Origin of the sequence: Lactobacillus leichmannii, from assembly GCF_024701915.1 — a bacterium.
GTDB classification, from domain to species: domain Bacteria; phylum Bacillota; class Bacilli; order Lactobacillales; family Lactobacillaceae; genus Lactobacillus; species Lactobacillus delbrueckii.
Map to the genome: position 1 here is coordinate 1 of NZ_QOCY01000054.1, position 12,879 is coordinate 12,879.

12 protein-coding genes and 1 pseudogene are annotated in these 12,879 nt (G+C 53.0%); 5 read left to right on the forward strand and 8 right to left on the reverse strand.

Going from position 1 to position 12,879, the window contains the following annotated elements:
* Positions 1–148: 148 nt before the first annotated feature.
* On the reverse strand, positions 149–784 hold the full coding sequence (locus DS743_RS08215) for a helix-turn-helix domain-containing protein (protein ID WP_035184031.1): 636 nt from the start codon (positions 782–784) through the stop codon (positions 149–151).
* Positions 785–832: 48 nt separating this feature from the next.
* Entirely contained in the window at positions 833–1,921 is a 1,089-nt protein-coding gene (locus DS743_RS08220) for a D-alanine--D-alanine ligase family protein (protein WP_016395952.1), read from the reverse strand.
* 147 nt (positions 1,922–2,068) lie between these two features.
* Here DS743_RS08220 and DS743_RS08225 point away from each other — a divergent pair, with 147 nt between their 5' ends.
* Together DS743_RS08225 and DS743_RS08230 are read left to right on the forward strand one after the other, a co-directional pair.
* A complete protein-coding gene (locus DS743_RS08225; RefSeq protein WP_141372444.1) occupies positions 2,069–3,388 on the forward strand; it encodes a CAP domain-containing protein in 1,320 nt (439 codons plus the stop codon).
* A gap of 37 nt (positions 3,389–3,425) precedes the next feature.
* Positions 3,426–4,076 carry a Crp/Fnr family transcriptional regulator gene (locus DS743_RS08230; protein ID WP_141372446.1) on the forward strand — a complete coding sequence of 217 codons (651 nt, stop codon included), beginning with the start codon at positions 3,426–3,428 and terminating at the stop codon, positions 4,074–4,076.
* A gap of 39 nt (positions 4,077–4,115) precedes the next feature.
* On the opposite strand, the gene DS743_RS08235 is transcribed toward DS743_RS08230, so the two are convergent.
* The 5 genes and pseudogenes from DS743_RS08235 to DS743_RS08255 form a co-directional block, all read right to left on the reverse strand.
* Positions 4,116–4,949, reverse strand: coding sequence for a hypothetical protein (locus DS743_RS08235; RefSeq protein ID WP_035160908.1), 834 nt, complete (start codon positions 4,947–4,949; stop codon positions 4,116–4,118).
* A 10-nt stretch (positions 4,950–4,959) separates the two neighbouring features.
* Positions 4,960–5,630 (reverse strand): annotated as a pseudogene (locus tag DS743_RS08240) (TetR/AcrR family transcriptional regulator).
* A gap of 181 nt (positions 5,631–5,811) precedes the next feature.
* On the reverse strand, positions 5,812–6,813 hold the full coding sequence (locus DS743_RS08245; RefSeq protein WP_171031037.1) for a ribose-phosphate diphosphokinase: 1,002 nt from the start codon (positions 6,811–6,813) through the stop codon (positions 5,812–5,814).
* Between the two features lie 93 nt (positions 6,814–6,906).
* The gene (locus DS743_RS08250) at positions 6,907–7,566 is read right to left on the reverse strand and encodes an alpha/beta fold hydrolase (protein ID WP_003616211.1); all 660 of its coding nucleotides are present in this window, start codon (positions 7,564–7,566) and stop codon (positions 6,907–6,909) included.
* Positions 7,550–8,350, reverse strand: coding sequence for a glycosyltransferase family 2 protein (locus tag DS743_RS08255; protein ID WP_051977302.1), 801 nt, complete (start codon positions 8,348–8,350; stop codon positions 7,550–7,552). The genes DS743_RS08250 and DS743_RS08255 overlap by 17 nt, the downstream gene beginning before the upstream one ends.
* 206 nt (positions 8,351–8,556) lie before the next feature.
* Between DS743_RS08255 and DS743_RS08260 the strand changes: the two genes are divergently transcribed.
* A complete protein-coding gene (locus DS743_RS08260; protein WP_013438967.1) occupies positions 8,557–9,513 on the forward strand; it encodes a DUF1002 domain-containing protein in 957 nt (318 codons plus the stop codon).
* 87 nt (positions 9,514–9,600) lie between these two features.
* Here the strand turns inward: DS743_RS08260 and DS743_RS08265 are convergent, their stop codons facing one another.
* On the reverse strand, positions 9,601–10,368 hold the full coding sequence (locus DS743_RS08265; RefSeq protein WP_035184043.1) for a ribonuclease H family protein: 768 nt from the start codon (positions 10,366–10,368) through the stop codon (positions 9,601–9,603).
* Positions 10,369–10,440: 72 nt separating this feature from the next.
* On the opposite strand from DS743_RS08265, the gene DS743_RS08270 reads away from it, so the two are divergent.
* The gene (locus DS743_RS08270; RefSeq protein ID WP_013438965.1) at positions 10,441–11,385 is read left to right on the forward strand and encodes an alpha/beta hydrolase; all 945 of its coding nucleotides are present in this window, start codon (positions 10,441–10,443) and stop codon (positions 11,383–11,385) included.
* 1 nt (position 11,386) lies between these two features.
* Positions 11,387–12,850, forward strand: a complete 1,464-nt coding sequence (gene cls, locus DS743_RS08275) for a cardiolipin synthase (protein WP_035184045.1) — start codon at positions 11,387–11,389, stop codon at positions 12,848–12,850.
* Positions 12,851–12,879 lie beyond the last annotated feature (29 nt).

Genomic DNA, 12,879 nt, shown 5'->3' on the forward strand with positions numbered 1-12,879 from the left:
AAGACACTAGTAAAGACTAGCGACTAGCATTTAAACATATTTTGACATTTAAATCGCCTACTGCAAGATACCCTTATTATTTTAAGCAAAAAAGGACCGCTTTCGCGGTCCCCTTTGATTCTTAAGTATAACTTAGCAAATCACGCGATTATTTGAAAATCTTCTTCCACCAGGGAGTCTTCTTGGGCGCCAGCTGCATGTCAGCCAGGGTCCGGTAGGTTGGCGCCCCCTTGGCCGCGTTCTCCTGGGCCCGGCTGAGCAATTCCTTGTGAACTTCCTGGTCGCTCTTGGCCATGTCAGCCACGACCTGGGCCCTTTTCTGCTCCGGAGTGACCGGCTCATCTTCTAAAAAGCCGTCATCAAAATCCGGTAGGTCCAGGACATCAGCCGCTTGCTCAAGGGAATCTTCCGGCTTTTCCGCTGCCTTAGCCGCTGTCAGCTGGGCCAGCTGCTCTTTCAGTTCAGCAATTTCCTGGTCCTTGGCGGCCAGGGCAGCTTCCAGCTGGTCTTCCCTGGCTGTCTTGACCGGTGCTTCATCCTTTTTACCAGCAAAAAGTTCTTGGGCCGCCTGGTCGACCTTCTGCCCTGCCTTGACCAAGTCCTGCATTTGCTTCAAAACTGTCAAGTCTTCCGGCCGGTAGCGGCGGGTATTCTTGACCCGGGGAAAGTAAGCTGGTGAAGCAGCCTTCTCCACCGCCTGCGAATACTTGCGCAGGGTGTTCTCGCTGACCCCAAGGGCCTGGGCGGCTTCACTGGTCTTCATCTGCTCACTTTTCTCACTCATGTTCTAACTTTCTTTCGCAAAAAACTAAATTTTCAAAGTACTTTTTTCTTAGTCGTGCTTGTGCAGGAGAGTCTTCTTGTGGGCGTAGCGCTCTTCAGCCAGCCTGATCAAGCGGGTGATCAAATCTGGGTAAGAAATCCCGGCTTCTTCAAACAGCTTCGGGTACATGCTGATGTTGGTAAAGCCTGGCAGGGCGTTCAATTCGTTGAAGATGACTTCCCCGTCGCTTTCTCTAAGCATGGAGTCAATCCGGGCCATGCCGCTGCACTCAGTGATCTGGTAGATCTTCAAGGCGTTTTCCTGGACCTTTTCCGCGGTTTCTGCCGGAATCTGGGCTGGAATCTGCAGGGTCGTGGTTGATTCTGTGCTGTACTTGTTTTCGTAGCTGTACCAAGTATTGTCGGCGTTGATGATCCGGCCGACCCCGGAAACTACCGGGTGGTCGTTACCCAAAACGGCGGTTTCAACTTCAGTGCCTACGATCCCTTCTTCAACCAAAACCTTGTCATCGTACTTGAAGGCTTCGGCCAAAGCTTCAGCGTAGTTGCTGTCGTCAGTTACGTGAGTGATGCCGACGGAAGAACCCTGGTTGGACGGCTTGACGAAGAGGTTGCTGGTGCCCAGCTGGCCGCTGACCCAGTCGTAGCTGAGCTTTTGGTTCTTGGCGTCCTCATATTCGTAGCGCTTGATAGATACCCACTTGGCTACCGGCACGCCGGCTCTTTGGGCCAGGATCTTGGTAAATTCCTTGTCCATAGTTACGGCTGCCGCTAAAACGTCAACCCCGACGAAAGGCTTGTCGATCAAGCGGAAGAGGCCCTGCAGGACCCCGTCTTCACCCAGGTTGCCGTGGACGATTGGGAAGAGCACGTCCAGTTCCGGCCGGGAAGCCAGCTCGATCAAGTTGGAAAGGTTGGCCGTCTTGTCAGTCTTTTCCACCATGTAGCCCGGCTCTTCCAGAACCTTGTATGAATCAGCTTCACTGGCCACGTAGCCGGAGTTCGTGATCCAGATCGGGTGCACGTCAAACTTGTCCTTGTCGATTGCCTTGTAGATGTTGCCGGCTGAAGTGATTGAGACTTCGTATTCGGAGGAGTTCCCACCAAAAATCAAACCAACTTGTGTTTTTTTCGTCATTGTTTCGTCTCCTTTTATCAATCTGTATTATACCGAAAACTCGGGCTTTTGGCGCACTTTCCAAGCAAATTTTAAGTTTTTTTAGCAAAAGCGCTTAATGGCGAAAAAAGCAAAAAATCAGCTATAATATAAACTAGAAAGGGGTTGATGAAGATGCGTCATAAGCCAGCACTGCTTTTACTGCCGGCAATCCTTCTGGCAGTAGGGCCCACGGCTGTCCAGGCGGCAGAATTCACGCCGCAGGAACAGGCAGAGGTGCTCCGTTTTCAAAGAGAATACCAGGCCTTGAGCAAGACCGTCTACACCCAGCAGAATATCTATGCCAGCAAGCCTTCCTTGAAGAAGAAGTTCAAGGCGGGCAGCTTAAAGTCTAGCTACATCAACGAGCAAGTCGCCTACATCAACTACTACCGTGACCTCTTCGGTTTAACTGCCGTCAAGACAACAAGCCATGGCAACAAGAATGCCCAGACGACGGCCGCCGTCATGGCCGCCATTAATGCCAACCCGTTCGTCAACCAGCACGGGCTGCCAAATGAGAAGCAGCCAAGCTACATTTCCAAGAAGAACTGGCTTTTGGCCCAGGACGTTTCCAACTCGGCCAACCTCAACTTCAATGCCAGCCCGCAGACGGCTGGGGACGTCGTGACCGACCTCTTGACCGACCGCTATAATCTGTCGGGTTCTGACACCGGCCACCGGGCCTGGCTGCTTTCCACCCGCTTAAGCAAGGTTTCAGTCGGGGCAGCTTACGGGACCAACGGCTACCGCTACTCAGTCAACCAGGTCTTGAATGTGGGCGACAGCGCAAGAACTGCCAGCCGGGAAATGGTAGCCTATCCAAATGCCGGGGTCTTCCCCCTGGAGCTTTTAAATGGACAAAACATCGCCTGGTCTTTATACTTTTCAAACAAGGTCGTGACCTCAACCCCGAAGATCACCGTTACTGACGATGACACCGGCAAGACGGTCACCGCCAGCCAAATGGCCAACTACAGCGAGTATGGCTTTGGCAACTTCCAGACCGTGATCACCTACTACCCAAGCAAGCTGCAGCTGACGGCCGGCCACAAGTACACGGTCAGAGCCGGTAACCTGGCCACTTACAGCTTCAAGCTCTTCAAGCAGAGCAGCAGCCAGACTTATTCAAGCAAGGTCTCCTCTTCCAGCACCCAGAGCAAGAACAAGGTCAGCCAGAAGGACCTGCAAAACAAAGGCCTGGCCAAGTACCTCTACAAGGTCGGCAAGAACATCTCCACCGTCAAGAGCAAGAAGATCACCAATGCCAAGGCAGTCAAGAAGACCAGCAAGACAAAGAAAACTAGCAAGAAGACTAGTAAGAAGACTAGCAAGAAATCTAGCAAGAAGTCTAGAAAAAAATCTAGTAAGAAAGCTAAGGCTAAATCTAAAAAGACCAGTAAGAAAGCTGCCAAAAAGTCTAATAAGAAATCTAGCAAGAAAAAGTAAACAAGTAAAAGTATAAGTTAAAGCAAAACAGACAACCATGCACCAACACGACGAGTTAAATTGTATCAGCCACGTGCCGATTTTTAAGAACCTCCCCCTGGACCTGCGCCAGGAATTGGTTCACATTTCGACCCACCAGCAGTTTTTTAAAAAAGGGAGCTTGATCCACGCCCCGGGCGACGGCCGCCTGTCAGTCATATCCCTGGACTCAGGCCGGGCCAAGATCTACAGCCTCAGCCCCGACGGCCATGAGCAGGTCCTCAGCTTGATGCAGGAAGGCGACATCAACGGGGAGGAAAACCTCTTTGACACGGAAAACGATGACCTCTTCATCGAAGCCCTGGAAGACAGCACGGCCTGCTCCATCAACTATTCCGACTTCCAGGACCTTCTGCTCAAGTCCCCGGAGCTTTCCTTGTACCTCTTAAATGAATTCGGCCAGCGCCTGGTCAGCGCGCAAAAGAACGCCATACGCCGCAACAGCCTAGAAGCTGGCCCCCGCCTCTACGCCAGCTTGAAAGACTACGCTGACGAAGCCGGCTCCGCCACCTTCACCCTTCCCTTGAAGAAGAAGGACCTGGCCAGCCTGCTGGGCATCACCCCTGAAACTCTCAGCCGGGAGTTCTCCAAATTAAAAAAGGATGGCTACATCGCCGCCAAAGGCAAGCAGATCACCATCCTTAAATAGCAAACTAAAAAGGCAAAGCCCAACGGCTTTGCCTTTTTGCTATCTTGAAGTCGCCTGCCATGGAATGGCACTGACCACGTATAAAATAACGCCGGCGATCACGAAGTCCAGGAAGACCCCGCTGGCGATTTCCAGCCAGTAGCCCAGGTCCGCCACGGTAATCACCGAAGTGTCCATAAAGATCGGCACCATGGCCAAGAGCCCGTAAACCAGGATGAACCAAAAAGCGGTCCACATCAGCCCGGCTGTCATGTCGTGAACCACTGCCCGCTTGGTGTGACTGGCAAAAGCCTCCCGCAAAATCGAGACTATGGCCACCAGACAGAGCAGGATCACCAGCAGGTTGACGATCCGGATGATCGTGATCAAGTTGGCCTCTAACATGACCGTGGCCAGGTCAAAGGCATTGCTGACGATGTAGACTGAAGAATCGCTCTGCTTCTTCAGCTTCTTGCGGATAGCGGTCACTTGGTCGGTATCCGTCTGCTCCTTCTTCAAGATCACGGCCTTGATGTCTTTAGCCAGGTCCAGATTGCTGGTATGGATAAAGTGCCAGCCATACTTGTAGTCGATGATCAAGTCGGCAACTTCCCTGGCCTGGTCATCAGAGATCAAGTTCTTTTCATCGCTGGACCCGTTGACGATTGTGGCCAGGCGGTTGAAGTGGCTGTTGACCTGCTGGCTGATTACGACCGTGTTGCTGTCGGTCTTGATAGTCTCCTTCATAAAAGCAGGATTCAGGAAAGTTCCCGTGGCCAGCAGCAAGCTGAGCAATAAGAAAGCTATAAAGGCCAAGGGACGCTTGTATTCTAACGCGTTGTCCACGATTTCATAGTTGTTCCTTCGTCTGTGCGTTCCGGAACTTTCTGCCATGCGCTTGCTCCTAACTGTAAATTACCTTGCCTTCGTCAAACATGGTGTCGATCGCGTGGTGGACCTCACCGATGTTGCTGTCGTCAATGATCCCGTGACCTTCTTCCAATACGGCGTCGATTTCCGCAGGATCCGCGTGCAAAAAGCCGTACATCAGGGATAGTCCGCCATTTGTTCGGCGTTAAGACCGTGCTTTTCCCGGTCACGATACAAACGGCCAACCCCCGTAATGATAAAGGCAATCCCGGTCCGGATTTCCTGGTAGTTGCTGTATTCGGAAAAAGCATTGTGGGACTTCATCCATTCGTCCAGCATCCGGCTCCAGTTGTCCAAAGAAGTCTGGTCAGTAAAGGCCTCCGTAATTACCCGGTCCAGGCCCTTGTCCGTCATCCCCAAAGTCGCGATCGTGTAGATTAAAGCGTCCACCCGGGTGAAGGGGTTCTTCTTTGGCGCGTGATAGTTTATTTCTACCTGGTCCCACATAGTATTGAACAGGTTTCTGACAATGTCAGTCATCAGTCTTGCCTTGTGGGGGGAGTAAGACTGTAGCAGAGACTTGGAAATTCCTGAGTTCTCCGCGATCATCTGCAAGGAAACATGGTCAAAGCCATTGGCTCTGATCAAACGGAAGGTGTTGTCCAAGATCTCCCGCCGTCTCTGCATGTTCTTTCTTCTTGCCATCGATCATCTCATCCTCTCTGTAAAAGTTAATAAAATTATAGCAAGATTTCCTTGCCTAATTACAGCAATAACATTCGCTTTTACCCAAATCTGTTATTTTTCTTGTTTTATTAAGTCACATTCCCAAAAACAAAATAAATAAAAACAGGAGACCGCTAGCGGTCTCCCGGTTTATCGCGCCTTAGTCTTTGGTGAAGCGGTTTTGTTCATCAAAAATATCGTGAATTGAGCGATCGGTGTAAATATGGTCAATCCCCTTGGCCAGCAAGCGGTCAACTGAGATCCGGACCATCCGGTCAGGATACTTTTCATGCTTGATGGTATCCGTAACCACAATTTGTTCCAGCGGCAAGCCATTCACGATCTTAATCGCGTCTTGTGAAAGCAAGGCGTGAGTAGCAGCCGCGTAAACCTTGGTCGCGCCGGCAGCGAAGACTGACCGGGTTGATGAAGCCAGGCGGGTACCAGTGTCGATCAAGTCGTCAACGATGATGCACTTCTTGCCCTTAACGTCACCGATCATGTCGTGGACGCTGTCATCGTAGCGGGCCCCGCGCTGGTCAACGATGGCGATCGGTGCGTTGAAGTACTGGCCGAAGACCCGGGCCAACTTGGTCCCGCTGTGGTCTGGTGAAACAACGACCACGTCGTCGTCATCCTTAACCGCGATCCCGTTGTCCAGGAAGTATTGGGCCAAAAGCGGCATCGCGTGCAGGTGGTCAACCGGCACGTTGTAGAAGCCCTGGATTTGGGAAGCGTGCAAGTCGATGGTCAATACCCGGTCGATCCCAGTCAGCTGGAGCAGGTTGGCAATCAGCTTGGCCGTGATTGGTTCCCGGGACCGGGTCTTGGTGTCGGAACGAGAGTAGGCCAGGTACGGGATCACGCAGTTGACCGTGTGGGCTGAAGCCCGGTGGAGGGCATCCAGGACAATTTCCAGTTCCATGAAGTTTTCATTGACCGGATCTTGAATTGACTGGATGACGAAGACGTCACAGCCCCGGACGCTTTCTGCGATGTTGACCTGGATTTCACCGTCGCTGAAGTGGTGAACCGTCGTTTCGATCAAAGGAACGCCCAGCGTGCTGGCTACCTTTTCGTTCAATTGCGGATTGCCGCCGAGCCCGATCACCTTCATCGGGTTGAGCAACTTATGAATTTCTTCTTTTGTAATTGATGTCATCATGAACCCCTTAGAAACACTCTCATTAACAGAATCTATTGCATCTACAGTAACATTATAGCAAAGGTTCGGCTTTGATCGGCCTTTTTCTCATTATTCCTTGCAAAAATCTTTGATCAAGTCTAAAATCTTCAAGCTGTTTACCACGTAGGAATCGTGGGTCTGCCGTGGCATCAAGGCCAGGCGGCCATTTGGAATCAAACTGCTGTACCAGCGGACATGTTCGACTTTGACCCAGTCATTTTCCCCGACCACGCAGAGAACGGGAATCTGGATCTGCTCCAGGCTTTCCGGCTCCATGTAGGATTCGGTAAGTTCCACCCGGCTGTCGCGGTCAAAGCGGAGAAAGCGCCGGACCCCTTCAGTCAAGTAGTGGTACTTGTGGATCCCCCGGCCGTCGATAAAGACCCCGGCCACGACCGCCTTGCCCAGGATATCGGGCTGCTGGCTGGCCAGCATCAGGGTCACCAGACCGCCGGAGTCATAGCCAAAGACGTAAGGCTGCTCCAGGCCCAGCTCCTTGATGAAGACAGCTAGGTCTTCCACTTCAGTCTGGTAGTGCTCAGCCCCGTCGCCGCCGCTTAAGCCGTGCCCCCGCATGTCCAGGGTATAGACCGTGTAATACAGTGACAAAGGCGCGATCACCTTGCTGTACATTCCACCGTCCAAGTGGTGGCCGTGCAGCAGGATCAGGGGCTGGCCCTGACCGAGCTTTTGGTAGTAAAGATCGACTCCATTAACTTTGATGATCATCTTTGATCCTTTCCCTTACATAACTGCCTTGGTATTCCTGGGTTTGCGGCCGCTTGCCGAGAGCTTTCTGCCGCAAGTGAGAAAAAATGCTCTTGTAAATCGAAATATTGGCCCCCACGATGCTCCAGAAGTGGTCCCAGCTGACCGTGTGCACCGCGCTGTCGGTTCTTTGCCAGTAGTGGTAGAGCGGCACGGAGCTGTAGTAGCAGCCTTCCGTCTGCATCAGATAGTCAATATTGAAAACCTGGTCTTCCATCAAGTCCAGGTCCTCGTTAAAACGCAGGTGCAAGCAGCGGACCAGCTGGGTCTTGTAGCACTTGTTCCAAGTATAGCCCTTAACCGGCGAATGGGCACTGCCCAAGACCTTTAACACGGCCTCAAGCCGGGTCAATTCCCCCTCAACCGGTTTAGTAATCGGCACGGACGGCTTCCCTGCCTGGTCGACATAATAGCCGCAGGTTACCATGTCATCGTCCGGGTGGCGGTCAAAAGCCTTGATAAAGTAGTCCGTGTAGTCTGGCTCAACCCAGTCGTCTCCATCGTGAAAAATAAAATACGGCGTGTCAACCATGTCCAGGCCTAAGTTCCGGGCAGCGGCCACCCCTTCATTGGCCTTACTGACCAGGTCGAAGGCTTGGAAGCGGTCCTGGTAGCTGGCCGCGATTTCCGCGGTTGAGTCAGTCGAGCCGTCGTCAATGACCAGCAGCTTGAACTGCTGGTTCTTCTGCTCAAGCAAATAGTCCAAGGCTCTGGCCAGATATTTCTCTTGGTTGTAAACAGTCATGATGACCGTCAGCTTCAAGTCGGCATTCGCTCGCAAAGCCGCATCCCCCCCTCTCCAAATCTATCTTTTTCATTATATCATCTTCGCCAGGAATCTGCCGCCAGCCGGGGCCTGCTTAAATTTTTGCTAAGGGAGATACCCCCAAAACAAACTCTAGTATAATTATAGGCGGAGCATGAAAACAGAAAGCAAGGAGACTTATCAAAATGAACACGAAAATCAAGAAAATCATTACGGCCTGCGCCCTCTTCCTGGGCCTGGGCTTGACGGCTGGCGGGGTCTCTGCCGCCGAAGACACCACCCCGGTTATTACCCTGGGGACCTCATTAACTGCCAGCCAGAAGCAAGGCACCCTGGACGTTTTAAAGAGGGCCCTCAGCGACTCCAGCAGCTACAACACCTTGACAGTAACGGGCAGCGACCTGGTTACCTACCTGAACCCGTCCGGCAGCTCCTTTACCTCTTCTTCCGGGGTCTGGTCCAGTGCTGCCATTGAAAAAAACAGCTCCGGCAGCGGGATCAACGTCCGCATCCTCAACTACAACGGGCAAAACAACATCACTACCATCACCGCCAACCAGTACCGAAACGCGGCGGTAACGGCCGGGATCACTGACGCCAACATCTACGTCACTTCCGCGATCCCGATCGATGGTTCCGGCGCTCTGGCCGGGATCTACAAGGCCTACGCCAAGAGCGGGGAGAAGCTGAACCAGAAGCAGATCACCGCGGCCCAGGACGAATTGAACACCTTAAGCGGGATCACCAAGGAAAACAAGGGCAAGGAGGGCTACTCTGACGCCCAGCTCAATAATGCCGTAGCCGGGGCCAAGAAGGAAATGGCCCAAAAAGGCTCAAACATCACCAAGAACCAGATCATCACGATCGTCAACAACCAGATCGAAAACAACAATCTGACCAACGTGATCACCAACGAACAGAAGCAGCAGATCGTCAACATCCTGGTTGAGATCCGGGACTCCGGCGCCCTTAACTCCTCTTCTTTCAAGCAGCAGGCCAGCCAGGCCATGAGCGCCATCCAGAAGAGCGCCAAGGGGATCTTTGCCAAGCTGAACACCAGCGAAAACCGCAACGCCCTGCAGAAGCTCTGGGACGCCATCGTCAACTTCTTTACTAGCCTCTTCTCCAGTTTTAGCAAGTAATGAAGCAATTGAAGCTGGACGATATCTGAAAAATCAAATATTCATGCAAAAAGCCCGCGCCAAGCGCGGGCTTTTTCTGTCTCTGCCTTACATCTGGTCCATGTACTTGTTGAGCAGGCCGTCGACAAAGTTGTTGCCGGCACTGTTGGCGTGCCCCTTGACCCATTCAAATTCCGGCTGGGCAAACTTGGCCATTTCCTTGGCAATCTCCTGCCAGAGCTCGCGGTTGGCAACGGGTGACCCGTCCGCCTTCTTCCAGCCCCGTCTCTGCCAGCCCTTGATCCAGGCCGGACCCTGGTCATTGTCGCTGACGGCCTTGATGACATACTGGGAGTCTAAAGAGAACAAGAGGGGCTGGTCATTTAAGCCCAGTTCTTCCAGCTTCTTCAGGCTTTCCAAAAAAGCGGTCATTTCCATTTCGTTGTTGGTGGCCCCAAAGCGGCCGCCGCTGGCGGACAGCTTCTGGCCGCCGTATTCGATCAAATAAGCCCAGGCTGCCTTGTCGTCTGCCTGCACGTGCCCGCCCTTGTGGGTCCCGTTGTTCCGGCAGCCCCCGTCGGTAAAAATGTGGGCGGCATACTTCGAACTTGCCGCAAATTCTTTTTTATTTTCAGCCTGCTTTTTCTTGCTTCCGCCCTGTCTGACCTTGGCGATCGCGGCCTGCAGCTTGTCCTCTGCTCCCTGCAAGGCCTTGAGGGCGTCTTCCGGGTCCATTTCCTGGTAGTCCAGGGCCTCCATTATATTGCTAAAGGACTTGTATTCTGCCCCGGGAAAGCCCTTGACCTGCTCTTCAGCTTCAGGCCAGCTGTGGTAGATTCCTGGCCGGTAGCCTTTTTTAACAACATAAACTTTCATCTGCTCCCTCTCTTCTGCTAATAATGGTATGATGTTTACAAAGCAATTGTATCAGAGAAAGGAGGGGCGACTGTGCTCTTTTTTAATTCTAAAAAGTATGCTGAAGAAACTGAAAAAAAGCGCGGCAAAAATCCCGATCCCCGGGACCACTCCCTGACCATGATGTTCTTCTTGGGCATCCTGGCAACCTTTCCGCCTTTCCGGATCTTTCTGAAGCTGCGGGGCAAGCGGGTCAGCGACCTGGCTGAAAACCAGGCCAGCGGCTCTGACCAGGTTCCGATCATCTACGTCCATGGCTTCCGCGGCGGGGACTACACCACCAGGATGATGGTTGAAGACGCCCTCAAGCAAAAAGGGGACGCCCGCTTTTTGAAAGTCGAGGCTGACTTAACCGGCCGGATCAAGCTGACCGGATGCTATACCGGCGACAAGCAGCCCATCATCCAGCTGGCCTTCAAGGACCGGATTGCCGGCTACCAGGCCATCAACTACTATCTCAGCTTTATCCTGCCTTTTCTGAGCAAAAAATACGGCTTTACGCGCTACAGCGCCGTGGCCCACTCCCTGGGCTCGCCCTGCGTGGTCGCTACAGAAATGCGCTATGCCAAGCGGAAAAACTTCCCCCACCTGGCCAGCTGCGCTTTGATCGCCGGCCCTTTCAACGGAGTCATGTACCTGGGCGACATCCCCAATGTCAACCGCCTGACGGAAAGTGGCCGGCCCAGCATGATGACCCCGCACTATTCCTACATGCTCCGCCACCGGCGGGACTTCAGCCCCAGCATCCGGGTTTTGAACATCTACGGCAACGTCCTGGACACGACCAATTCCGACCGCTTTATCTCCGTGGTTTCCGCCAAAAGCATCCGCTATATCCTGGCCCCGGACGCGGTCTACTACCAGGAAGTCGAGGTCCGCGGCGACAACGCCGAGCACTCGCAGATGCATGACGAGCCCTTCGTCATCGGCATCCTGAACCGTTTTTTAGGCTTAGATAAAATCAAGAAAGGACTTTAAAGTGACTGCCATCTCTTGGATCGATATTTGGCACATCATCTTCTTCGCCAACGCCATCCTGGCCCTCTGGACCGTCTTCCACAGAAAGCGGTCCGTGGCTGCCTCCTGGGCCTGGCTGATCGTCTTGATCATCCTGCCCGTAGTCGGCTTCATCATCTACGGCTTCGTCGGCCGGGGGATTTCCCAGGAAAACCTTTTTGCCATCAACCGGCAAAAGCACATCGGCCTCTCCAACGTGCAAAAAATGATCACCGAGGCTCCGGCGAAAATTGACCAAAACGACACCTCCCCCAGCGCCCACATCTTGATCAAGTACCTGGACAAGAACCAGGAGTCGCCCATTACCAAAAACAACAAGCTTAAGCTTTACACCGACGGGCATGACAAGTTCCGGGACCTTTTCGCCGATATCCGCCAGGCCAAGTCCAGCATCAACGTCGAATACTACACTATCTATAACGACGCCATCGGCAACGAATTCCTCAAGCTTTTGATCCAAAAAGCCAAGGAGGGGGTCCAGGTCCGGGTCCTCTACGATGCCTGGGGGTCATTCGGAGCCTCCAAGAGCTGGTTCAACCAGCTGACTGAAGCCGGCGGCGACGTTTTGCCCTTCATCACCTCAAGAAACATGATTTCCCGGAACCGGATCAACTACCACCTCCACCGGAAGATCGTGGTCATCGACGGGGTTACCTCCTGGACCGGAGGCTTCAATGTCGGCGACCAGTACCTGGGCAGGAAGAAAAAATTCGGCTACTGGCGGGACACCCACCTCCGCCTGGTCGGGTCAGCCTCCCTGCTTTTGCAGGAAAGATTCGTGATGGACTGGAACGCTTCCGCCGTCAAGGAAGAAGAACTGATCAGCTTTGACGAAAAGCTCTTTCCTGACCTGGATGAAAACGACATCTCCAAGGGCGACATGGCCGTACAGGTTGTTTCTGACGGCCCCGACAACGACGAGCCTTACATGCGAAACGGCCTGGTCCGCTTGATGATGCTAGCCAGAAAGCGGGTCTGGATCCAGACTCCTTACTTGATTCCAGATGAGGCCATGATTGCCGCCTGGCAGATCCTGGCCAGCTCGGGGGTTGACCTGCGGATCATGATCCCCTGCATGCCGGACCACCCCTTCATCTACCGGGCAACCCAGTGGTACGCCAACCAGCTGGTCAAGATCGGGGTCAAGGTCTACACCTACAACAACGGCTTCATGCACGCCAAGACCATTATCGTCGACGACAAGTACGCGACTGTCGGCAGCGTCAACCAGGACTACCGGTCTTATGACTTGAACTTTGAAGATAATGTCTTCGTCTACGACCGGGCCTTTAACAAGGAGATGTCCGGCCAGTTTGAAAAGGACATGGAGCAGTCGACCCTCCTCACGCCGGAGATGATCAAGAAGCAGTCACGCTGGCTGCGGTTCCTGCAGAACTTCTCCCGCCTCCTGTCCCCGATTTTGTAAAAAACAAGAAAACAGAAATTTAGGGCAGA